The sequence below is a fragment of the Winogradskyella sp. SM1960 genome (assembly GCF_020179375.1).
Taxonomy (GTDB): domain Bacteria; phylum Bacteroidota; class Bacteroidia; order Flavobacteriales; family Flavobacteriaceae; genus Winogradskyella; species Winogradskyella marina.
This window is the reverse complement of record NZ_JAICBG010000003.1, coordinates 122,996-145,368: the sequence shown is the minus strand read 5'-3', so window position 1 is coordinate 145,368 and position 22,373 is coordinate 122,996. Positions and strand designations below refer to the sequence as shown.

Below are 22,373 nucleotides of genomic sequence, written 5' to 3'. Positions count from 1 at the left end.
AATATATTTTGTAATACATTCAAACAAATAAGATGTCTAAAAGGAAAATTATTTTTAGAGCTGATGGTAATTCTATTATTGGATTAGGACATTTATATAGGTTACTAAGTTTGGCTGAAATGGTTCAAGATACTGTTGATTTCCAATTTTTAATACAAGAATCTACTCTTCAAGAAATAATTCCAAATAATTATAATAGAACCATTATACCTAAGTCGGTTGCTATTAAAAATGAACCTGATTGGATATCACAAAACTTCGTAAGTAACGACTATATAATTATAATTGATGGTTATCAATTTGAATCATCTTATCAAAAAGGCCTAAAAACGAAAGGCTATAAACTGATCTATATAGATGATTTGGCAACAGAACACATGTATGCAGATGTTGTAATTAACCATTCAGCAGCATTCAAAGAAAACGATTATAAAAAAGAAATATACACACAATTCGCGTTAGGTACCGATTATGCTTTATTAAGACCTGAGTTTTTAGATTTTGCGAGCAAGAATAGGGCAATAGATCATGTAGATACTGCTTTTGTATGTTTTGGTGGTGCAGACCCATTCCACTTAACTGAAATGGCTGTAAGAGCTTTATTAGATTTACATCAAATAGAAAAAATTAATGTAGTACTTGGAGGTGCATATTCAGATAAAGAGGTGTTTTCTCTAGCGAATACAACTACAAAAATTAAGATTTATAAAAATATTTCTTCTAAGGAGATTGCTGAGGTTATGAGAAGCAGTAATATTGGCATTGTTCCGGCAAGCACTATTTTATATGAGTTATGCTGTATAAAAATGCCTATTTTAAGTGGTTACTATATTGAAAATCAAAAAAACATCTATAAAGAGTTTGTAGAAAAGAAAATTATATTTGATGGTGGTGATTTTAGAGATTATAAAAGTGAAGATTTTAAAAACAAAATAAGTGCTATAATTTCAGAGAAATCTTACGTATCTTATTTAAATAATCAAAATTCCGTTATTGATGGTAAAAGTAAAGCACGTCTTTTAGGTCTTATTAATCAATTAAATATGTCTTTTAAAAAGGCATGTGAAAAGGATTTAATTACTGTCTTTAATTGGTCTAATGACAATTTAGTTCGAAAAAATTCATTTAACTCAAATCCAATTTTATTGGAAGACCATAAAGAATGGTTTTTAAAAAAAATAAAGGATAAGAATACGTTGTTTTTAATAGTCTTAATAAATGGGGAATCAGCAGGTGTGGTTCGATTTGAAATTGGTGAAGAAAAGACAACAATAGGAATATTAGTAGATAAGAAGTTTAGAGGCCAGAAAATGGCATCAGCATTTTTAATAAATGCTGCTAAATTATATTTTTCTAATCATAAGCTTCCTATTTTTGCTTATATTAAGAAAGATAATCCTGCATCTATAAAGTCATTTGAACGTGCAGGATATAAATACTATAATGAAGAAGTTATAGACGGAAGTAATAGTTACATTTACAGATTAGAAAATAAAAATGAAAACCAATAATTGTTTTATAATAGCAGAGTTATCTGCAAATCATGGAGGCGATTTAGAAATAGCAAAAGAAACAGTTAGAGCGGCAAAACGGGCAGGTGCTGATGCTATTAAGCTACAAACTTATACAGCAGACACTATTACATTAGATGCAAAAACACCGTATTTTAAAATAGATCACGGTACCGCTTGGGATGGTCAATATTTATATGATTTATATAAGGAGGCTTCTTTACCTTGGGATTGGCATAAGCCTTTATTTGATCTAGCTAAGGAAGTGGGTTTAATCTGCTTTTCTTCACCTTTTGATTTTACTGCAGTAGATTTACTTGAAGATTTGGGAAATCCAATTTATAAAATTGCATCCTTTGAAATCACTGATATTCCATTAATAAAATATATAGCCTCTAAGCAAAAACCTATCATTATATCTACTGGAATTGCGACAATAGAGGATATTGAATTAGCTATTGAAACTTGTATTAATGAAGGCAATTCTGACATAACTATTTTAAAATGTACGTCAGCATATCCAGCTGCTCCAGAGGATGCTAACCTTTTAACGATTCCAGATATCGCGAAACGTTTTGGTGTTAAATCAGGGCTTTCAGATCACACAAAAGGAATTGAAGGACCAGTAGTAGCAGTAGCGCTTGGTGCAACAGTAATCGAAAAACATTTTATTTTAAATAAAGACATTGGTGGTCCTGATGCTCATTTCTCTTTGGATGAGAAAGAATTTAAACACATGGTAGATGCCGTAAGAGTGGCTGAAAAAATGATAGGAGGTGTAGATTATGAGATGACGGATAAAAAATTAAAAAGTAGAATGTTTTCAAGGTCGCTATTTGTAGTAAAAGACGTTAAATTAGGAGATGTAATTACAAAAGAGAATATTAGATCCATTAGACCAAGTAACGGAATGCACCCAAAACACTACAATAAAATCCTAGGAAAGAAGTTTACAAGTAATGTAAACCAAGGTGAACCCTTAGCACCTGAAATGATAGAAAATTATAAATAGGAATAACAGATTTTATCTGTACCATTTAATTATTAAAACCACCGCATATAGGAATGAAATTACTATTAATTGAGAATAGATATAAAACACATTTACTAGAAGCAGTTGCTCAAGCTTTATCTCTAAAACATGATATATATTGGATAGTTCAAAACCATTCATTTAAGCCTGAAAACGGCCATAGTTGTGTAGTACCATATCCTTCTAAAAGCGAACTGAAAGCTGTAAAACCAAATTATAAAATTGATTACGATAAGATAATTGAATCCGATAGACAAATAAACTTTTTTAAAAAACAGGATTCAAATTATTTCTACTATTATGCCAATCAGATTGCTGATTGCTTATTAAGTGTTAAACCAGATTTTGTTTTTGGTGAAGCAACGGCTTTTCATGAGCTGTTGACTATAGAATTGTGCAAAGAATTCAACATTCAATATTTAAACCCTACAACTTGTAGATATCCTACAGGTCGGTTTTCATTTTATAATTATGAATCTCTCGAACCTTTTAGAGGGAGTAATGAGGTGTTGGATAAAGTATCTGCAATGGAAATAATCACTTCGATTAATGATAGATCCATTAAGCCAGACTATATGAAAAAGTCAACGCTTACTAAAGAGCGTATTTTAAAGGATAAATTAAAAATAATAAAATCGTATTACTCAGGTGAGCGTTTTAATACTCCATCTCCGATGGTAAAATGGAAATTAGAACGACAAAAAGAGGAAAGTATAAAAAGGTGGTACACATTTGCAACAGATACTATTGATAGCTCTAAAACGGCTATACTATTTCCAATGCACATGCAGCCCGAATCTAATATTGATGTTTGGGGAAGACCATACAGAGATCAATTTAATACGATTAAGAATATTCATCAATCATTATTAAAAGATCAGGTTTTGTATGTGAAGCCTAATCCAAAATCAAAGTACGAGCTTTCAGATACGTTAATCAACTATATTCAAAATTATGATAATATTAAGGCTATAAAGCATGATGTTACAATGAATCAAATTTTTGATGATATCGATTTAGTAACAACTATTACAGGCACCATTGCTATAGAATGCATTTTAACGAATAAACCAGTTGTAACTTTAGTAGAAACGATTAACAACAAAGCTAAAAACTGTTTGTTTGCAGATGATTTTGAAGAGTTAAAAACGCATTTTAAGTTAATAGAAGCCAAGTCGTTTCCAACGATTAGTGATGATGAAAAGATTGATTTTTTAAATATGCTCAACAAACTCAGTTTTAAGGGAGTTATAACTGACCCTCATAATAATCCAAACTGTGTTTCTGAAGAAAATATAGGAAATATTAAAAAAGCATTTGAATCTGTCATAGATGACAGTATATAAAAATAAGATTAGATTGCTTTACATATACACACCCTTGAAGAATTTCATAAACATGGTATAATAATTAAAAACGAATACTTTCCTCTAAAAGTTAGGTAATTATGCTCATTTAAAAGAAATTTGTTAACTTAAATTATAAACAACTTTAGTTTTGAAAAAAATCTTAACCGGTATATCTTGCTTTATATTACCTAGCTTTATTTTGAGTTTTGTTTTAAGGTTATTAGGACATAAATTAGGTAAGGGAGCAAAAATAGGCTTTAGTATTATATTAGTTAACCAAATTGAAGTAGGTAATGATGTGAAAATTGGTCACTTCAATCTATTTTTAAATAAAAAAATAATCTTATCTGATAATACAATTATTGGTTATTTCAACATTTTAAAAGGACCATTTACTTTGGTGCTAAAAGAAAAAGCGGCACTTGGAAATAAAAATTATATGACAAGAGCAAGCCACGGTATTACTTATGGTAAAAGTCATTTAACTTTAGGAGAATTAACTAAAATTACTACAGGACACCATTTGGACTTAACGAGATCAATAACTTTAGGAGATTTTTCAATATTAGCAGGTATACGATCCCAAATGTGGACGCATGGGTATTATCATGCCGAAAAAGGAAAAGGGCGTGTACGTATTGATGGGGAAATTAAAATAGGTGATAATGTCTACATTGGTTCGGGCTGTATCTTTAACCCCGGAGTTTCCATTAATAACGCAATACATATTGGCGGTGGTTCTGTAATCTCTAAAGACCTAGACCAGTCAGGAATGTATGTAAGTCAAGGCTTAAGACATATTAACAAAACCTTTGAAGAGGTTAAGAATAGCCTTGAACAAATAAAAGATGATAACTTGGTAGAGGAAGTATATTCAAAAAACATAAAAGTTGAATAATAATACTATTATATCTCAATCGTCAATCTTATTTGGTAGGCTTACCATTATTAGTTTGTGTATTAGTTTTTATTTGGGTTTTTTGGTTGAAGGCTTATTTAATTACACTGGACTAAGGACTATTTTTCTTTTTATAGCACTACTGTTTTTTTTAATAAAAATTGTATTAAAGCCTAAGCTTCAAATTGATAATCAGTTTTTTATATACACACTAATAATGATTCCATTAGCCCTTCTATCCTTAGGGTTTTGGCACAATTTAAATGGAATAAATGTATATTTCACTATAGTAACTTTTATAATAGTTATCAGTTCGGGTTATGACTTTTTTCTTAAAGCGATTAAGTATGTAGCGTATATACTTCTCATTTTAGCCATATATGAATTTATTACCAAGTCCTATCTTTTTGTAGTTTTTAGACCAACAGAATGGGGTATTTTGCCTTTAGACCCTAAATTTTATGGTGGACATTCACAAATATTTAGAGCAAAAGGGTTGTTTGAAGGACCACTTGCTTTATCTCAATTTGCAATTGGCCTAGCTTTCTTGTTTCGATCTAATTTAAAAATTTTGGTTGTTGCTGTTTTGTTAACAATTTTAGCCAACGGAAGATTAGGTATGGTTATTACTGGAGTAATGTTTATTCTATATTTTGTATCTAAGTATGATTTAGTGAGTATTATAAAAAGTAAAAAGTTCATTAGGTTATTTTTCTTGTCTTTAGTACTTATAATAAGTGCAGCAGTGTATCTAATAGATGAAAAATCTATAGAAAGAATATCAAATAGTTTTAGTTTTGAGGATAATAGTAACACAGCTAGACTTTATTATTGGGAAGAGGCAATTAATATTTTTGGAGACTATAATATCTTTAACATACTGCTTGGAAATAGCGGCTATTTTAGAGAGGTAACTGGAAATAGCGCAGAGAATGGTTGGTTAATGCTATTATTAGATAATGGTATTTTAGGTCTTTTGTTTTATATTTTTCCTTTATTAATAGTCTCGCTTTTAAGTTTAAAGCATAAAACAGGTCACTGGCTCTATGTTGGCGTATTATTTTTGGCTATGATGGTGCAAACCTTTAATTTAGGTGTTTCTGCAAGTCTTTTATATTGGATAATAATCTATTCCTTATTTATTGATATTAAAAAAACTTAAAATTATGAATAAAATATTTTTCTGCATTATTTTTATTTTACTTGCTATAGGAGCTTCTTGTAAAGACTTGCGCAAACCAAGTAAAACAGATGATAATAAAACTTTTAATGATAGTATTTATGTGCTATATCCTGATTACGAAGTAGGAGATAGTAGACGTTATGGGGTTTTCCCAGATTCAACGTTCAATAATTATAAGCATCCCAACACCAATATGTCTAGAATGCATACGCTTATAGATTTTGCACAAGATTATGATGGAACTATTTTTTTTAGTAAAGGGTATTATCAGACTAATTTAATCATGGACTCTAAACAAAACATTGATTTTAAATTCGATAAAGCTGAGTTTAACCTTTTACATATTACTAATGAAAAAGGCCAACCCTCACACAATATTACATTAAGGGGTACACTTGTTCTTTATGACCGATTAGGAACTTATAATTCTCATAATATAAAAATTGATAGCGTAATTATAAAAACGAATGAATATAAAAATTTAGCAAAACAAAAATCTAGAGGTTGTCACATTTATAAAGGCACTGACACGCTTTCAATAAAGTATTTAGAAGTCCATGATTTAGCATCAGGTAGTGAAATATATAAAAATAACCATGCCGCACTTGCAATAGATGGTTTAAGAAACAATCCAACTCATGTTTCTATAGATGAAGTATATATTAAATCTTCAGATAGACACGGCGCATATATTACAGGCTCTAATCATATTTTTAAAAAAATTAAAATTGAAAAATACGCACAGGGAACAACAGAAGGTATGACAGGTATGCAAGATTCAGACCCTGGGGAAGAGTTAGAGTTTTCAGGACTTTGGATAAACAGGTGCAACGACTGCCAGTTTGATAATGTGGATATAAATACCAAATTATCACGTAATTATTACCCATTAAAGCTCGATGAAGGCAATATTGGCAGACCAACTTTTATAGACACCCTAACCTTAGATGTTAAATATAAGGATACCTTAGTTTTAGATAATGTGCTGACCAATATTTTAGTTAAAAAAATTATTACTATTGATTGAGGCATATCAAAAATATAGACCTTCAATTTATATACTTTTAATAGCTATCGTTTTGTGTAGCTATATGGTGTCTTTTGCTATTAATTCAATTGGTGTTGGTGTATTATGCGCATTTTTCTTTTTAGACTCAATTACAAACATTAAAGCCAAGCTGCAAAAGGCTAAGCAATCAAGGATAATAACGTTATATTTTCTTTTTTTTATTTTACAAATTGTTGGTATGCTTTATACCGATAACCGAGAGTTTGGAATGAAAAGGATAATAACTCAATTGCCTATTTTAATTTTACCTCTAATTCTCTTATCTGAGGAATTATGCCTTAAAAAAATGAATGTTCTGTTGGATGGTTTTAGATACTGGATTCTTACAGTCTTTCTTTTTTATATTGCGCAACATGTATTTATGGATGAAAATAGTTTAGAAACGTTTGTTCTCTTTATTATCACAGATCGCTTAGGTATTAGCCAATTTTATGTTGTATTTATTCTCTTAATTCCGATTATAACTACTGTTAACGCTATTAGAAATAAAAAAAACATAACTTTAAATATAATTTTATTAGCATTCTTTGTTTTCTTTTTGTTTCTGTTAGGTAATAAAACATCCGTATTTATATTATTTATACTTAGCGTCCTTTTTGCTTTTCAAAGAAATACGCTGTTTAATAGTATCTGGAAGAAAGTAACCATAATAGTTGTTGGAATTATTTTAGTTATTAGTGCTTACAACATGCCTGGTATACAAAAGCGAGTAGATGTACTTGTAAAAACAACTGACTTTAATATAGAGACTATTATCACTAAAAATAGTGTTACTCATACAAAAAACACTTTAGAGCATAGGTTACTAATTAATTACATCACCATTAACGAAGTTGTTGATAATTTCCCTTTTGGTGTAGGTACAGGAGATTATCAAGATGTACTAAATAACAATTACGACGCAATAAACTTTAAGCAAGGAATATGTCATGAGTTCAATAACCACAATCAGTATTTGTCTGAGTTTTTAAAAACAGGAATTTTGAGCGGGACTGTGTTTTTGTTATTAATGTTTTCTTTAATTAGACAATCAAATTTCAATAATCAGTATTACATATATATTGTTTTATCTTTTGCTGTTGCATGCTTATTTGAATCTTATTTAGATAGACAACATGGTGTTGTTATATTTGCATTTATTATACCGTTATTTTTAAAATATGAAATTGAAAATAAGTCCGTATAAATAACTTTTATTGGTGCAATTATAATTAATAGGAAATAAAAATAATCAGGTATAATGATGGATACTATTCAATGCGTTAAAGTGAAGAATAAAGATGATTAATGCCTTAAAAAAACATGCTGCTTTTGGTTTTGTGTTTACTGTCGCTAAGGCATTAGTTTATTTTACACCTTTGCTATTGGCCGATGTGCTTAGCACATCAGATTATGGTATTTTAGAATATGCACTAGCAGGTCTTGGAGTTATTGTTAACACGTTAATTAATTTAGGGGTTCCAGGTGCTTATCCTTATTTTATTATTCGAGAGAAAAAGGACAATCTTAAAACGGGTTTTAGTCTTCATCCTATTGTTTTATTACTGCCATTCATAATTAATCAACTCGCCTTTTTGTTCTTATCACTAGATGTAAATTTTTATTTGGCGTTTAACATTTCTTATATTATAGCCAATCAGATTTTTTACTCTACTCAATTAAAATCTCATGAGAAATCTAGTTATGCAGTTATTCTAGATTCTGGAATTTATATAATCCTCTTTCTATTTTTTATAGGGTATGAAACAGGGCTCTTTGAACCGAGTATTACTGCGATAAATCGCATTGTTTTAGTTTATGCGTTATTTTATGCTGTCATAGGAGTTTTACGCTATGTTAAAAGTGAAAAACAAAACATTACAAGCCATTACAAAACAATCTTAAAGTTTAGTGTTCACCTACTAATTTCAACATTCCTAATCTTCTTAATTACAACTTCTGGAAGAATTTTAGTGGAATTCTTTTTTGGTTTTGATGAGGTTGGTATTTATGCTTTTTATTTTAGATTGGCAGCAATTGTAGTTATGATTCATCAGATAATCAATATTGCATTTTTTAAGAAAATATACACGTTTTCACCATTGATTTTAGATCAGTATTTTTATAAGTTCTTTTTTATTATTGCAGCTTTATCCATAGTAATTTATTTTGTGTCACCATTTGTAGTTTCTGAGTTCTCTAACTTCTTTAATGATACTTTCGAAACTTATAAAAGTATTTACTTTTTATTATCTGCACAGATGATTATGTGGATTGCCAGTGCCTTAAATTCTAATATTATTGATAGAGAGAATTCCGCAAAGATTAATAATATCTTTTTTTTGATATTAATTAGTTGTATAAGTTTAATATTGTTTCTTTTCAAAGATGTTTTCTCGTTTCCGCAACTAATTTACGTTCATTTTACAACGATTTATTTAGCAAGTATGATTCAGTATTATACCTTATCGAAGAAGAAGATATATTTTAAAAAATCTGCAATATCGCTGACTATTATCTTCATACTACAAAGCTGTTATTATTTTTTATACTTTTAAATATTGGAGGTTATAAAATTATATAGACTTTTTTGGGGCAGCATAGTTTTTGGGATTCTATTGTGGATTATCAATTTTTTAGTTTTGCCAGTTGACGTTACAGAAACTGTAAAGCCAAAAACTGTACTCTTTATTGTAAGTTGTTATATGGCCCTAGTGCTAGGTTTTTTGTTATTTAAATTCAAAAGAAGCAATAAGAGTTTACAAATCAATTATAGTTGCTTCTTTAAGTTTCTCACTATTTTTTTGGTGTTTTGTTTTGTTTTGCGATGGATAGATTTATTCGTTTTAAGAGAGGTTTCTATTTTTAGAACTACTATCGAAAATAGAAACCAAAGCGAGTTAAATAACGATAATAGTGGTATTGTTTTTGTTTTAGCGTCTATCTTTAAGTCACTTTACTTCTTCCCTTTTATAATCGCATTAAAATGTAAATACCGTCTCAGCTTATCTACAATTTGTGCAACAATACTTTTAGTATTACCATTTGTTGAAGCTATAGTTTTGGGGAGTAGAAAGCCTTTTTTTGAAGTGTTCTTAATACTACTTATATCAATTTATTATTATAAAAAACCGAAAATAAACTTAAAAAGTATCGGGGTTTTATTAGTTTCAATAGTGGCTCTTTTAACCATTTCCGTTTCGCTTTTGCTTAACAGAGAAGCGAGTAGGAAAGGTTCAGAAAACGTGCAAATTGAAATTATTAATGGTAGATATAACGATCTGCTTAAACCGAAGAAACAGGTTGTGAGATTTTTTAAAGATTCTACAGTTTCATCAACACAAAAAAACTATGCACTTATCGTATTGCAGTCTGGTCAATATATAACCCATGGTTTTTTTGAATTTAATCATATCATTAATAATTCGGATTTAGAAGTAGCAAAGGGAGCATATACGTTTTACCCTTTTGTAAAAATCCTTAATAAATTGGGCTTAACTAAAGATTTTAAAGTTATTAATCCATCGCCTCGCGAATTTGTATACTTAACTGCTTTTGGAGGTGTTTATCTCGATTTTAGATGGTTTACAATAGTTTTCTTTTTCCTTTTTGGAGTGTTTCAAAGAGCTATTTATGATAAGTCGTTTTCTAGTATTATTCATTCGCCTTTACTTATTTACCTTACAATAATTAATGTATTTTTGCCTATATTAAACTATATGAGAGGTGCAGGAATATATCCAATTGTAGGATTTGTTTTTTTTGCAGTTGCTCATTATTATTTAAAAAAAACGAATGAAAAAAGCACTAATACATGATTGGTACTATGTTAATGGAGGTGCTGAAAAAGTATTACACTCTTTTAATACCGTTTGGAACGACTTTGAGCATTATGCTTTAGTAGACTTTTTAAACGATACAGATAGAGAATATATCTTAAATGGTGCTGAAGTTAATACTAGCTTTATACAAAAGCTCCCAACGGCAAAGTCTAACCATCGCAAGTTTTTACAGCTTTTTCCTTATGCAATAGAGCAGTTTGATTTAAACGAGTACGACCTAGTTTTAAGTTCTTCGGCATCTATTGCAAAAGGAGTAATGACCAACCAAAATCAATTACACATCTGTTACTGTCATTCACCTATGCGTTATGCTTGGGATTTATATCATCAGTACTTAGAAGAGTCTAATTTTGGGTTATTATCAAGTATGTATGCGAGACGTATTTTACATAAAATAAGAATGTGGGATGTTATTAACTCTAACCGAGTTGATGTCTTTATTGCTAACTCAAACTATATTAAAGGTCGAATAAAAAAAATATACAATCGAGATTCTACTGTGATATATCCGCCTGTAGATGTGGATAATTTTGAATTGGTTGAGCAAAAAGATGAGTATTATTTTACGGCATCTAGGATGGTACCTTATAAAAAAATAGAACTTATTGTTAGGGCGTTTAACAATATGCCTAATAAAAAGTTAATTGTAGCTGGTGATGGTCCTGAATATAAAAAAATTAAATCTATCGCTAAATCTAATATAAAACTTGTTGGTTTTTTAGAAATTGAAGCCTTAAAAGGCTACATGTCTAAGGCAAAAGCCTTTGTGTTTGCAGCTGAAGAAGATTTTGGAATTATACCTGTTGAAGCTCAGGCTTGTGGTACTCCCGTAATAGCGTTTAATAAAGGAGGCTCAAGAGAAACTGTGAAACATAAAGAAACCGGATTGCTGTTTAACCATCAAACCGAAGAATCTATTATTAATTCTGTTACAGTTTTTGAAAAACTAAATTTTGATCCCATAATAGTGAGACAGAATGCTATGCGATTTTCAAAACAACGATTTGAAAAAGAAATACATGATTTTGTAATGCAAGAATACAAGCGTTTTAAAGCTCAAGAATAGATAGATTTCTACTATATTCTAGGGATAGTTTTTAGATGTTTTATTGCTTTTAATCCAATAGTTATTTTTTCATTATTACTTCCACAGCTTTGCCAATACCGTATTTTTGTTTTAAATTTAATTGTTATTAGTGTTAATTTTAGTTTGTAGTTTTTAAACGAGCCCTAATCTATTTATAATCAAGAACATTGAGTTTATTTAAACAAGGAAGATATTCAGGGTACTTAAGACCTATTTCATATATTATTGATTTAACAATCATTAATAGTGTGGCGGTTTTTTATTTATTTAAAAACCAAGACCCTATTATGTTTTCTATTATAGCCTCAATAAGTTGGATCTTGTTGTCTGTTTATTCACAATTTTATGAGGTTTATAGGTTTACCAGACCAATTAACATTTTATCCCTAATTGTTAAGCAGTTCATTTTATTTCTGTTATTAGTTTTTGCGTTTTCAGGTTTGTATCATGAATTAAATATTTATCCAAGACCTATTGTTAAATATGCTTTATTGTGTTTTTTTCTTATCACAATTTTAAAGTTTACGATTTACTATTTATTGCAGAAATATAGAACGTCTTTTGGTGGAAACTTTAGAAGAACAGTCGTTTTGGGTATGAATAAAAAAACTTTAGCATTAGAGAATTTTTTTAACAAGAACCCTGAATACGGCTACGCGCATAAAAAGACTTTCAATCTTAAAAATAAAACACTTACCCTAGACGAGTGTTTTCAATATGTTATAGACAAAGGTATCGATGAAATTTACTGTTCAATTTCTGAGCTGACTAATTCGCAAATTGCAGAGGTTGTGGATTTCGCAGACAATAATCTTAAGATTTTAAAATTTATTCCAGATAGTAAAGAGATATATGCTAAAAAGCTGCGTTACGAGTACTATGACTATATTCCAATTCTTACCTTAAGAAATATTCCTCTAGAAGATTCCGTAAACACCTTTATAAAACGCGGGTTTGATATTTTGTTTTCTAGCTTCGTTATTATTTTCGTTTTATCATGGTTAACACCCATAATAGGTCTTTTAATAAAGTTAGAATCTAAAGGCCCAGTGTTTTTTAAGCAATCACGTAACGGTTTTAATTACAAAGAATTTGATTGCTACAAGTTTAGATCCATGATGCCCAACAAAGATGCTCATTTATACCAAGCTACAAGGGGTGACCAACGCGTAACCAAAGTGGGTAAATTTATTAGAAAAACAAGTATAGATGAATTACCTCAATTTTTTAACGTACTTTTTGGTGATATGTCTGTCGTTGGTCCTAGACCCCACATGGTAAGTCATACAACTATGTATGCTAAAAAAATTGACAAGTTTATGGTAAGACACTTTGTAAAACCAGGAATCACAGGTTTGGCTCAAACAAGCGGTTTTAGAGGAGAAGTAGAAACAGATAAAGATATTATAGGAAGAGTTAAATATGATATTTTTTATATCGAAAACTGGTCAATTCTTCTCGATATGAAAATTATAATACAAACTTTTATTAACGCCATTAAAGGCGACGATAAAGCGTATTAGTTTTAAACATGCATCCACTAGTTTCTATTATAACACCAATGTTTAACAATGCCAATGTTATATGTAATACAGTAAATAGTGTTATTAGTCAAACCTATTCTAATTGGGAGCTACTTCTAATTGACGATGGCTCTTCGGACGAAACCAATGCTGTTTTAAAGCCATTTACAGAGCGCGATTCAAGAATTAAGTTGTTTACTCACAAAGAAAATAAAGGTGCAGCAGAAGCCAGGAATTTAGGGACTAAAATGGCAGCAGGGAATTACATTGCTTTTTTAGATGCAGATGACCTTTGGGAAAGCAATAAACTTCAATTACAAATAGCGCAACTTAAAAGTAATACTACAGATGTTTGTTTCGGAAGTTATGAATGGGTCGATTCTCATGGGAATCCACTAAATAAAAAAGTCCATGCTTTAAAAGCACTTACGTATAAAAAGCTACTTAAAGCAAATTATATAGGAAACCTAACAGGAATTTATAATTGCGAAACATTAGGTAAAATATATACGAAAGACTTAAAAAAACGACAAGATTGGCTGCTGTGGTTAGAGGCTTTAAAACGAAGTGACAAACCAGCCGTAGGAATATCAAATACAATAGCGTACTACAGAATTACAGAAGGGTCACTCTCATCAAATAAAACGAATCTAATAAAACACAATTTTAATGTATACAGAATTGGATTGGGGTTTTCGTTTCTAAAATCCTTAGCTTATCTGATTCAATTTTTCATTGAACACTTGTTTGTGAAAAAACGATTAATTAAGCCTATAACTTAGAAACAAATTGTTTTAGTTTTCCTGATTTTGTTCGTTTTAGTTGGTCTAAACGCTCAAAGCTAACCCTAATTCCAGATTCTAAGTAGCGTTCTATTTCTGAGGTAATGAGAGTTTCCTTTTTAGATGAGAGCTCATCTCTACTCACAAATTTTATTTTAAAATGATCTAAAGCCAGTTGCTCAATTACAAACTCTGAAACCTTACCATCATTCTCAATCACGCTTTTGGTAATGTAGTAAAACGTAAGTCCTGCAGCTTTTTTTCCGCTTGGTAGTTGCACAATATCGTTTGTTCTGCCAATGAGTTGTTTTAGAATCGGTTTTCTACTAGTGCTAGCTTCAGATAAAATACCAACATCACCAATATCATAGCGAATAAAAGGATGAGCTTTGTTATATAATGAGGTGATAACAATACGCCCTTCTTCTCCGTAAGGCAAAACGGAACCATTATCGTCCAAAATTTCAACAAAAAGCGTTTCGCTATTAACTTGCCATTCGTCTTTTTGATTTTGAAACGCAATTAAATCGAGTTCTGAAGCTCCATATTCGTTAACTACAGGCACACCAAATTGTTTTTCCATTAAAGCCTTATCGTCATCAAAGAGCATTTCGGAAGTGACAATGCATACCTTAAGCGACGGACAAATTGTTTTTAAAAGGAGGTCTTTTTGCTTCAAATACTTAGCGAATTGTACTATCGGACTCGTATAACCGTTGATAAATTCAAATGTGTCGGTTTTAAATTTAGCGATGGTTTCATCAAAAGCAGCATCACTCAAATCAAATACAGAAAATCGAAATCGGTTACCAAAATAGTCCTTCAACCGCTCCTTGTAATAACCTTTTTTATCGAGCGGAATACCGTAAAATCGGGCTTGTTTAGAACTATTAAAATCAATACCATACCACCCAAAACGATTCATAATTTCCGCCCAAGTGAGTGCATGACACCATTTGTCTTTGGCAAAAATAAATGGATCGCCAGAACTGCCTGATGTTTTATTTATATAGACATTCCTTGGAGTAAAACCATCACTTAGTCGTTGCTCTAAAGGTTGTTGTAAGTGTTTTTTTGTAATAATAGGAACCGAATTCCAATCGTTAACATCAACGGTTTTCCCTAATGCTTTATAAAACGAATTGTGCTCTAAATGATAAGAAATAATGCGTTTTTTTTGCGCATTGATATAGGTTTCAAATTCAGCATCAGTTTTAGCCTGAATGTCAGCTAAAGCAGCCCTTGCCTTATCGATGTTAAAGCCATTTAGTTTTAAAGATAAATCGAATATTCGCAAGTTGTTTTTAGCATTTAAAATTATGAACTTATCATATTGTTCAGTTCTTTGGTAAAATAATTGTTTTTTAAACTTAAAACCAATTATTTTTGACGAAACAAATCAAGATTATGAATATTTTAGTACTTGGCTCTGGCGGAAGAGAACATACATTCGCATGGAAATTATCTCAAAGTAATCGTTGTAAGGCACTTTTTGTTGCGCCAGGAAACTCAGGAACAGCAGCTATTGCTACAAACCTAAATATTGGTGTTACAGATTTTAAAGCGATAAAATCTGCTGTATTAGAACATAACATCGATTTGGTCGTTGTAGGTCCCGAAGATCCATTGGTACAAGGTATTCACGATTTCTTTTTAGAAGATGAAGCGCTAAAACATGTTGCTGTTATTGGACCACAACAAGCTGCTGCAGAACTTGAGGGCAGTAAGGAATTTGCTAAAGAATTTATGATGCGTCATAACATTCCAACAGCAGCTTACGAAAGTTTTACAAAAGCTAATGTTGAAGACGGTTACAAATTTCTTGAGACCTTAAAACCTCCTTACGTTTTAAAAGCAGACGGTTTAGCGGCAGGAAAAGGGGTTTTAATCTTAAATGATTTACAAGAAGCTAAAGACGAACTAAAAAGTATGCTTGTAGATGCTAAATTCGGAGATGCAAGCACTAAAGTGGTGATTGAAGAATTTTTAGATGGCATTGAATTGAGCTGTTTTGTACTAACTGACGGAAAAGATTATAAAATTCTACCTACTGCAAAAGATTACAAACGCATAGGAGAAGGAGATACAGGGTTAAATACAGGTGGTATGGGAGCAGTGTCACCAGTACCATTTGCAACACAAGAATTCTTAGATAAAATTGAAAACCAAGTTGTAAAACCTACGGTTGAAGGTTTAAAGAAAGATAACTTACCTTATGTTGGTTTTATTTTTATTGGTTTAATAAAAGTTGGTGACGATCCAAAAGTGATTGAGTATAATGTGAGAATGGGAGATCCTGAAACGGAAGTTGTATTGCCACGGTTAAAAACAGATCTTGTTGAAATTTTTGACGCTATGGCAAATCAAACGTTAAGTCAGGTTGCTATTGAAATTGATGAGCGTGCGGCAACAACGGTAATGTTAGTTTCTGGTGGTTATCCTGAAGCTTACGAAAAAGGTAAAGAAATCACAGGTATTGAGAACGTCACAGAGTCTATAGTTTTTCATGCAGGAGCCGTTGAAAAAGACGGAAAGGTGGTAACTTCTGGTGGTCGCGTTATGGCAATTACATCGTATGGCAATACCTACCATGAAGCCATAAAAAAATCTTATCAAAATATAGAAAATCTACATTTTGATAAGATGTATTATCGTAAGGATATTGGTTTCGATTTATAAACTTCTTTAGGTTTTCTATTTGCAACCGAGAAGTTTGGCTTTTATACACTAATGAATTTGAGTTTTCTTAACATAGTAAACTACGTTTCGAAAAAACGATAAAATTAGTGTGCAAAATGTGAATTTCTTAGGTAAAAGAAAAAATTAGAGGTTTAAAGATAAGAGTGAGAAGAAATACTTTTATCTTCTTCATTATTATCATTGAATTTTTTAAGCTGTAGCATCCAATATACAAATGCTACTATACCAATTACCAAAAATACCCATGAGAAAATGTTAGCAGAAAACCAGCTTTCTAACTCTAATGCTTTAAGTGCATCAAAAGGAGCAAGTAATACATTTACAAATAAATCCGCTATTCCGTTAAAGAAATCAGTCATAACTTTATAAATTTACACCAATTCTATTTTTGAATTGGGATTGAACAGCAAAAATACAAAAAGAGTTAATGATTACAAGAATTTTTAGTAAATCTAAACCTATAAACTTCATTATTGTTGCTGTTTATGTTTCGCTGCTATTTGTAATCACAAATTATACCTCGCTTTTTTCGGACTTAAACAGTGTTTTAACAACGCTTTTTAAGTGGGCAATTACCATGTTTTTGCTTTTTCTGCTCGATTTTATTGTCTCAAAAAATAAATTGTCAAAAAGAAATAGTTATGCCTTAATGACCTTTGGACTGCTATTTGGGTTGTTTCCAGAAGCGATGGCACATTTAGATTTATTGCTAGCTAACTTATTTATAGTTTTTGCTTTAAGGCGTTTAATAAGCTTACATTCTAATCTTTATATTAAAAAGAAGTTATTCGATGCCGGATTTTGGATTGTACTAGCATCATTATTCTATTTCTGGGCAATTTTATTTTTTGCCTTAGTGATTGTTGCACTTATATATCATTCTCAAAACGATTTTAAGAATGTTATTATTCCCTTTATTGGCGTTGCAACAGTTGCTATTTTATTAGTGGCATATAATATTGTAGTGTACGATGAATATATAAGACCTTCAAACTTTAAACGTTATGCTAGTTTAGATTTTACGGCTTATGATAGTAAAGAAAGTATTCTAAAACTAACCATTTTGTTTACAGCACTTATATGGACACTCATCTATTTTTTTAAAAATATTCCAGATAAAAACAAGAAATTAAAACCCTCTTATTTTTTAATTGCTTGGGCTTCTGTTATTGCTATTTTGATTGCTGTTATTGCTCCGGTTAAAAATGGAAGTGAGTTTTTATTCTTATTTGCTCCGTTTTCAATAATTATGGCAAATTATATCGAAGTGATTTCAGAACGTTGGTTTAAAGAAGTTTTTATTGTACTCTTATTAATCACGCCAATAATAGGTTTACTGCTGTAATTTGTTTCCAAAGGCTAAATCACCAGCATCACCTAATCCTGGAATAATATACCCTTTTTCATTTAAGGAGTCATCAATGGTAGCAATCCATAGTTTTACATCGGCATCAAAAGCTTCGGCAACGTATTCAACACCTTGTTGTGCACCAATTACACTAACTAAATGAATGTCTTTAGGTGTGCCAAATGGTTTTAATGCTTCGTAAGTAGCCACCATAGATTGGCCTGTAGCGAGCATGGGATCTGCTAAAATTAAGGTTTTGCCTTCCAAACTTGGACACGCTAAATATTCAACTACAATTTCAAAACTTTCTGGATGGTGTTTGTGTTGTCTATAAGCTGAAATAAAAGCATTTTCTGCGGCATCAAAGTAGTTTAGTAAACCATTATGAAGCGGAACACCAGCTCTTAAAATAGAACATAAGACAATATCATTATGATGCAAAACCGTTTCAGAAGTTCCAAGAGGTGTTTCGATATTTTGAGCCTTAAATTGAAGTGATTTACTTAATTCGTAACCCAAAATTTCACCAATACGTTCAATATTTCGCCGAAAGCGCATACTGTCTTTTTGAACGGATTTATCTCTTAATTCAGACATAAAAGTATTTAAAATTGAAGGTGTCTTAGACAGGTTATGAATTTGCATATTATGAAATTTGTTCAGTCGTTAAAGTTAATAATTCCAACTATATTTGTAAACAATAAATCGAATTCATTATGTTTTCACAAAAAGCAAACGCCATATTTCAAGAGGTTATTAAAACCTATAAAGTTTTAAATACCGTAGATCAGCCTTTTACAAATAAGTATGATAAAAAGGAAGACCTTATCGCACATTTATTATACAGAAAATCTTGGATAGACACTGTTCAATGGGCTTACGAGGATATTATTAGAGACCCAAACATAGATCCTGTTGCGGCTTTAACGTTAAAAAGAATGATTGATGCCTCTAACCAAGATAGAACAGATACGGTTGAATACATTGATAGTTATTTCTTAGATAAATACAATGATGTAACCGTAAAACCAGATGCCAAAATTAATTCTGAAAGTCCGGCTTGGGCCATAGATAGGCTTTCAATTTTAGCATTAAAAATTTACCACATGCATCTAGAAACAGTAAGAGAAGATGCTAGTAATGCACACAAAGCCTCTTGCCAAAAGAAATTAGATGTATTGTTAGAGCAACGTGAAGATTTAAGTACTGCCATTGACGATTTACTTAACGATATCTCAAATGGTGATAAGTACATGAAAGTTTACAAGCAAATGAAAATGTATAATGACGATGAGTTAAATCCTGTTTTAAGAGGACAAAAATAATCTTTTGTCATTCTGAACAAAGTGAAGAATCTCAATTATAGATATTTCAACTGCGCTCAATATGACATACCTAAACTATGTCTACAAAACCAAAACACATACTAGTCCTCAGATTTTCCGCAATGGGAGACGTGGCAATGACTGTACCTGTGTTACGAGCATTAACTAGTCAGTATCCAGAGTTAAAAGTTACAGTAGTTACCAGAGCATTCTTTAAGCCATTTTTTCAAGATTTAGTAAACGTAAGTGTTTATGAAGCCGATTTAAAAGGCAGACACAAAGGCGTTTTTGGGCTTTATAAACTATCAAAAGAATTAAAAGCCTTAAAATTTAATGCTGTTGCAGATGTACACAACGTGCTGCGGAGTAAAATTCTAAAACTCTTTTTCTTCGGAAAAAAAGTAGTGCAACTAGATAAAGGCAGAGCCGAAAAAAAGGCATTAACTTCTGGACAAACATTTCAACAGTTAAAAACCACACACCAGCGTTATGCAGACGTTTTTGAAGCTTTGGGTTATGTCGTAGATTTATCACAACCTGTATTTTTAGAACCAAAACCATTAACCGAAAACCTAAAGGTTTTTGTTTCAAAAAAGGACTTCAAAACCATCGGAATTGCCCCTTTTGCAGCACACGACAGTAAGATGTATCCTTTAGCACAAATGGAACGTGTTATTGAAGAACTTTCAAAAAATTACAATATCATTTTATTTGGTGGTGGAAGCAAAGAGGTAGAACTATTAAACCAGGTTGAAAGCAAATTCAATACTGTAAAATCCGTAGCAGGAAAACTAAATTTTAAAGATGAATTAGTACTCATTTCCAATTTAGATGTTATGTTAGCGATGGACTCTGGCAATGCACACATAGCAGCCATGTTGGGTAAAAAAGTAATCACCATTTGGGGAGTGACGCACCCTTTTGCTGGATTTGCGCCTTTTAATCAACCAAATGACTTTGCGTTAACGGCAAATAGAGAACAGTTTCCACTAATTCCTACTTCAATTTACGGAAATAAATTCCCTGAAGGTTATGAAGATGCAGCAAGTAGTGTTTCTGTTGAAAGTGTAATTGAAAAAGTAGAGTCTGTTATTCAGAACTAAGCGTAGAATCCCCAACTTTTCAAAATAAATAAGACCTACTAGGTTTTGAAAACCTACTAGGTCTATAAGTCTATGATCTAAAAGCGAAGCGGTCTAACGTCTGTTTTACACATCATCATAATCCACTACAACATTTGCCGTAGTAGGATGCGCTTGGCAGGTTAAAATTAAGCCTTCAGCAACTTCGCTATCTGTTAAAATATTGTTTTGTCGCATTTTAGCTTCACCTTCTGTAAGTTTAGCAATGCAACTACTACAAATTCCACCTTGACAAGAATAAGGCGCGTCAATATCTTGTTTTAAAGCCGCCTCAAGAATAGATTGCTCTTGCGACATGTTGAATTCAAATTCTTCATCATCCACCAAAACTTTAATTTTAGTTTGACCTGAAGGTAAATCACCAGCCTCTTCAGAATCTGCATCAACAGGTGCTGTAAACAATTCAAATTTAATGGCATTTTCTTTTACACCATTTTCTAATAAAACATCTTTTACCGTTTGAATCATTTGTTCTGGTCCACAGAGATAAAAACTGTCTATAGTTACGTCTTTATATTTGTTTTTTACGATGAGGTTAACCGTACTTTTTTCAATACGGCCAAAAAGGGCATCTGTTTCTCGCGACTGACTGTATATAAAATGCGCATGAAAGCGATTTTTGTATTGTTTTTTTAGTTCAAGTAGATCGTCAATAAACATCGCATCAGCTAAGGTTTTGTTACCATAAACTAAGATGAAGTTACTAAAAGGCTCTTCTTCTAATAAGGTTTTTACGATGCTAAGCACAGGTGTAATTCCGCTTCCAGCGGCAAAGGCAGCTATGGTTCGGGTTTTAGCTTCGTTGGCTTCAAATACAAAACGACCATTAGGTTCTGCAACGTCTAAAACGTCACCAACTTTTAAAATGGTGTTGGCGTAAACTGAAAACGTTCCATCTTCAACAGCTTTTACGGCAACGGTTACATTTCCGCTACTTTGTGACGCACAAATTGAATAGTCTCTTCGGATGTCTTCACCATTAATAGTGGTTTTTAAGGTAATATATTGTCCGGCTTTAAAGCTGAATTTTTCCTTAAGATGTTCAGGAATATCAAAGGTTATGGCAACAGAATTATCCGTTACTTTATCAATTGACTTTATAGTGAGTGAATGAAATTGTGACATTAAAAAATAAATTTTGTGCAAAGATAACTATTCTTCCATAGACCTGACAGGTTTTTGAAACCTGTCAGGTGTTTTTTACATACATAAGCGTCTTATACATAAGAAAATTATGTATATATTTGTTTTACGATGAGCAATTCAAAATTATATAAAGGAAGTTTAACCACCATCATTTTAAAGCTATTGAATGAGCACGATAAAATGTATGGTTACGAAATTACCCAAAAGGTAAAGGCTTTAACAAAAGGTGAACTAAAAATCACAGAAGGAGCCTTATATCCTGCGTTACATAAGTTAGAAGCCGAAGGTTTGTTAGATGTTGAAGTCTCCAAAGTGGATAACCGATTGCGTAAATACTATAAACTCACTGAAACCGGAACCAAAGAAACCGTGAATAAATTGGAAGAATTAGCGGAATATATAAAGACGATGCAAGCTTTAGTAAATCCAAAATTGGCATAAGTACTAATCCTGCAA

The 22,373-nt window shown here is 31.3% G+C and carries 21 protein-coding genes; 17 read left to right on the top strand and 4 right to left on the bottom strand.

Going from position 1 to position 22,373, the window contains the following annotated elements; translation table 11 throughout:
• Window positions 1-32: 32 nt before the first annotated feature.
• From pseG to K1X16_RS09450, 12 genes are all read left to right on the top strand, one after another.
• Complete coding sequence (pseG, locus tag K1X16_RS09505) at window positions 33-1,511, top strand: UDP-2,4-diacetamido-2,4,6-trideoxy-beta-L-altropyranose hydrolase (protein ID WP_225035915.1); 1,479 nt, start codon at window positions 33-35, stop codon at window positions 1,509-1,511.
• A complete protein-coding gene (gene pseI / locus K1X16_RS09500) occupies window positions 1,498-2,523 on the top strand; it encodes a pseudaminic acid synthase (protein WP_225035914.1) in 1,026 nt (341 codons plus the stop codon). Before pseG ends, pseI begins: the two co-directional genes overlap by 14 nt.
• 53 nt (window positions 2,524-2,576) lie before the next feature.
• A complete protein-coding gene (locus K1X16_RS09495) occupies window positions 2,577-3,890 on the top strand; it encodes a hypothetical protein (RefSeq protein WP_225035913.1) in 1,314 nt (437 codons plus the stop codon).
• A gap of 151 nt (window positions 3,891-4,041) precedes the next feature.
• Entirely contained in the window at window positions 4,042-4,791 is a 750-nt protein-coding gene (locus K1X16_RS09490) for an acyltransferase (protein WP_225035912.1), read from the top strand.
• 217 nt (window positions 4,792-5,008) lie between these two features.
• Complete coding sequence (locus tag K1X16_RS09485; RefSeq protein ID WP_225035911.1) at window positions 5,009-5,953, top strand: O-antigen ligase family protein; 945 nt, start codon at window positions 5,009-5,011, stop codon at window positions 5,951-5,953.
• Between the two features lie 4 nt (window positions 5,954-5,957).
• Window positions 5,958-7,001: a hypothetical protein gene (locus tag K1X16_RS09480; protein WP_225035910.1), complete on the top strand. Its 1,044-nt coding sequence runs from the start codon at window positions 5,958-5,960 to the stop codon at window positions 6,999-7,001.
• On the top strand, window positions 6,994-8,229 hold the full coding sequence (locus K1X16_RS09475; protein ID WP_225035909.1) for an O-antigen ligase family protein: 1,236 nt from the start codon (window positions 6,994-6,996) through the stop codon (window positions 8,227-8,229). Before K1X16_RS09480 ends, K1X16_RS09475 begins: the two co-directional genes overlap by 8 nt.
• Window positions 8,230-8,323: 94 nt before the next feature.
• Window positions 8,324-9,580 (top strand): oligosaccharide flippase family protein, encoded by a 1,257-nt coding sequence (locus tag K1X16_RS09470; RefSeq protein WP_225035908.1) that lies wholly within the window; start codon window positions 8,324-8,326, stop codon window positions 9,578-9,580.
• Window positions 9,581-9,844: 264 nt separating this feature from the next.
• Window positions 9,845-10,840 (top strand): hypothetical protein, encoded by a 996-nt coding sequence (locus tag K1X16_RS09465; protein WP_225035907.1) that lies wholly within the window; start codon window positions 9,845-9,847, stop codon window positions 10,838-10,840.
• Entirely contained in the window at window positions 10,818-11,930 is a 1,113-nt protein-coding gene (locus tag K1X16_RS09460) for a glycosyltransferase (protein ID WP_225035906.1), read from the top strand. Before K1X16_RS09465 ends, K1X16_RS09460 begins: the two co-directional genes overlap by 23 nt.
• A gap of 188 nt (window positions 11,931-12,118) precedes the next feature.
• Window positions 12,119-13,474, top strand: coding sequence for an exopolysaccharide biosynthesis polyprenyl glycosylphosphotransferase (locus K1X16_RS09455; protein ID WP_225035905.1), 1,356 nt, complete (start codon window positions 12,119-12,121; stop codon window positions 13,472-13,474).
• Between the two features lie 8 nt (window positions 13,475-13,482).
• On the top strand, window positions 13,483-14,256 hold the full coding sequence (locus K1X16_RS09450; RefSeq protein ID WP_225035904.1) for a glycosyltransferase family 2 protein: 774 nt from the start codon (window positions 13,483-13,485) through the stop codon (window positions 14,254-14,256).
• Here K1X16_RS09450 and K1X16_RS09445 read toward each other — a convergent pair.
• Window positions 14,246-15,553: a phenylacetate--CoA ligase family protein gene (locus tag K1X16_RS09445; RefSeq protein ID WP_225035903.1), complete on the bottom strand. Its 1,308-nt coding sequence runs from the start codon at window positions 15,551-15,553 to the stop codon at window positions 14,246-14,248. The genes K1X16_RS09450 and K1X16_RS09445 overlap by 11 nt on opposite strands.
• Before the next feature lie 110 nt (window positions 15,554-15,663).
• Here K1X16_RS09445 and purD point away from each other — a divergent pair, with 110 nt between their 5' ends.
• Window positions 15,664-16,935 carry a phosphoribosylamine--glycine ligase gene (gene purD, locus K1X16_RS09440; RefSeq protein WP_225036128.1) on the top strand — a complete coding sequence of 424 codons (1,272 nt, stop codon included), beginning with the start codon at window positions 15,664-15,666 and terminating at the stop codon, window positions 16,933-16,935.
• 152 nt (window positions 16,936-17,087) lie between these two features.
• On the opposite strand, the gene K1X16_RS09435 is transcribed toward purD, so the two are convergent.
• The gene (locus K1X16_RS09435; RefSeq protein ID WP_195870276.1) at window positions 17,088-17,315 is read right to left on the bottom strand and encodes a DUF6341 family protein; all 228 of its coding nucleotides are present in this window, start codon (window positions 17,313-17,315) and stop codon (window positions 17,088-17,090) included.
• A 68-nt stretch (window positions 17,316-17,383) separates the two neighbouring features.
• Between K1X16_RS09435 and K1X16_RS09430 the strand changes: the two genes are divergently transcribed.
• Window positions 17,384-18,301, top strand: coding sequence for a DUF6427 family protein (locus tag K1X16_RS09430; protein ID WP_225035902.1), 918 nt, complete (start codon window positions 17,384-17,386; stop codon window positions 18,299-18,301).
• Here K1X16_RS09430 and upp read toward each other — a convergent pair.
• Window positions 18,290-18,949 carry a uracil phosphoribosyltransferase gene (gene upp, locus K1X16_RS09425; RefSeq protein ID WP_195870274.1) on the bottom strand — a complete coding sequence of 220 codons (660 nt, stop codon included), beginning with the start codon at window positions 18,947-18,949 and terminating at the stop codon, window positions 18,290-18,292. The two genes, K1X16_RS09430 and upp, sit on opposite strands and share 12 nt — an antisense overlap.
• 71 nt (window positions 18,950-19,020) lie before the next feature.
• Between upp and K1X16_RS09420 the strand changes: the two genes are divergently transcribed.
• Both K1X16_RS09420 and K1X16_RS09415 read left to right on the top strand, forming a co-directional pair.
• Complete coding sequence (locus tag K1X16_RS09420) at window positions 19,021-19,629, top strand: DUF4254 domain-containing protein (protein WP_225035901.1); 609 nt, start codon at window positions 19,021-19,023, stop codon at window positions 19,627-19,629.
• A gap of 77 nt (window positions 19,630-19,706) precedes the next feature.
• Window positions 19,707-20,732 (top strand): glycosyltransferase family 9 protein, encoded by a 1,026-nt coding sequence (locus tag K1X16_RS09415; RefSeq protein WP_225035900.1) that lies wholly within the window; start codon window positions 19,707-19,709, stop codon window positions 20,730-20,732.
• Between the two features lie 105 nt (window positions 20,733-20,837).
• Here the strand turns inward: K1X16_RS09415 and K1X16_RS09410 are convergent, their stop codons facing one another.
• Entirely contained in the window at window positions 20,838-21,896 is a 1,059-nt protein-coding gene (locus K1X16_RS09410; protein ID WP_225035899.1) for a ferredoxin--NADP reductase, read from the bottom strand.
• 129 nt (window positions 21,897-22,025) lie between these two features.
• On the opposite strand from K1X16_RS09410, the gene K1X16_RS09405 reads away from it, so the two are divergent.
• A complete protein-coding gene (locus K1X16_RS09405) occupies window positions 22,026-22,358 on the top strand; it encodes a PadR family transcriptional regulator (RefSeq protein WP_225035898.1) in 333 nt (110 codons plus the stop codon).
• Window positions 22,359-22,373: the final 15 nt, after the last annotated feature.

What these genes read in the sequence shown, in the direction of transcription:
- pseI (WP_225035914.1), top strand. Translation starts at nt 1,498, where the DNA reads ATGAAAACCAATAATTGTTTTATAATAGCAGAGTTATCTGCAAATCAT.
- K1X16_RS09450 (WP_225035904.1), top strand. Translation starts at nt 13,483, where the DNA reads ATGCATCCACTAGTTTCTATTATAACACCAATGTTTAACAATGCCAAT.
- pseG (WP_225035915.1), top strand. Translation starts at nt 33, where the DNA reads ATGTCTAAAAGGAAAATTATTTTTAGAGCTGATGGTAATTCTATTATT.
- upp (WP_195870274.1), bottom strand. Translation starts at nt 18,949, where the DNA reads ATGCAAATTCATAACCTGTCTAAGACACCTTCAATTTTAAATACTTTT.
- K1X16_RS09435 (WP_195870276.1), bottom strand. Translation starts at nt 17,315, where the DNA reads ATGACTGATTTCTTTAACGGAATAGCGGATTTATTTGTAAATGTATTA.
- K1X16_RS09420 (WP_225035901.1), top strand. Translation starts at nt 19,021, where the DNA reads ATGTTTTCACAAAAAGCAAACGCCATATTTCAAGAGGTTATTAAAACC.
- K1X16_RS09470 (WP_225035908.1), top strand. Translation starts at nt 8,324, where the DNA reads ATGATTAATGCCTTAAAAAAACATGCTGCTTTTGGTTTTGTGTTTACT.
- K1X16_RS09405 (WP_225035898.1), top strand. Translation starts at nt 22,026, where the DNA reads ATGAGCAATTCAAAATTATATAAAGGAAGTTTAACCACCATCATTTTA.
- K1X16_RS09415 (WP_225035900.1), top strand. Translation starts at nt 19,707, where the DNA reads ATGTCTACAAAACCAAAACACATACTAGTCCTCAGATTTTCCGCAATG.
- K1X16_RS09460 (WP_225035906.1), top strand. Translation starts at nt 10,818, where the DNA reads ATGAAAAAAGCACTAATACATGATTGGTACTATGTTAATGGAGGTGCT.
- K1X16_RS09495 (WP_225035913.1), top strand. Translation starts at nt 2,577, where the DNA reads ATGAAATTACTATTAATTGAGAATAGATATAAAACACATTTACTAGAA.
- K1X16_RS09410 (WP_225035899.1), bottom strand. Translation starts at nt 21,896, where the DNA reads ATGTCACAATTTCATTCACTCACTATAAAGTCAATTGATAAAGTAACG.
- K1X16_RS09485 (WP_225035911.1), top strand. Translation starts at nt 5,009, where the DNA reads ATGATTCCATTAGCCCTTCTATCCTTAGGGTTTTGGCACAATTTAAAT.
- K1X16_RS09480 (WP_225035910.1), top strand. Translation starts at nt 5,958, where the DNA reads ATGAATAAAATATTTTTCTGCATTATTTTTATTTTACTTGCTATAGGA.
- purD (WP_225036128.1), top strand. Translation starts at nt 15,664, where the DNA reads ATGAATATTTTAGTACTTGGCTCTGGCGGAAGAGAACATACATTCGCA.
- K1X16_RS09430 (WP_225035902.1), top strand. Translation starts at nt 17,384, where the DNA reads ATGATTACAAGAATTTTTAGTAAATCTAAACCTATAAACTTCATTATT.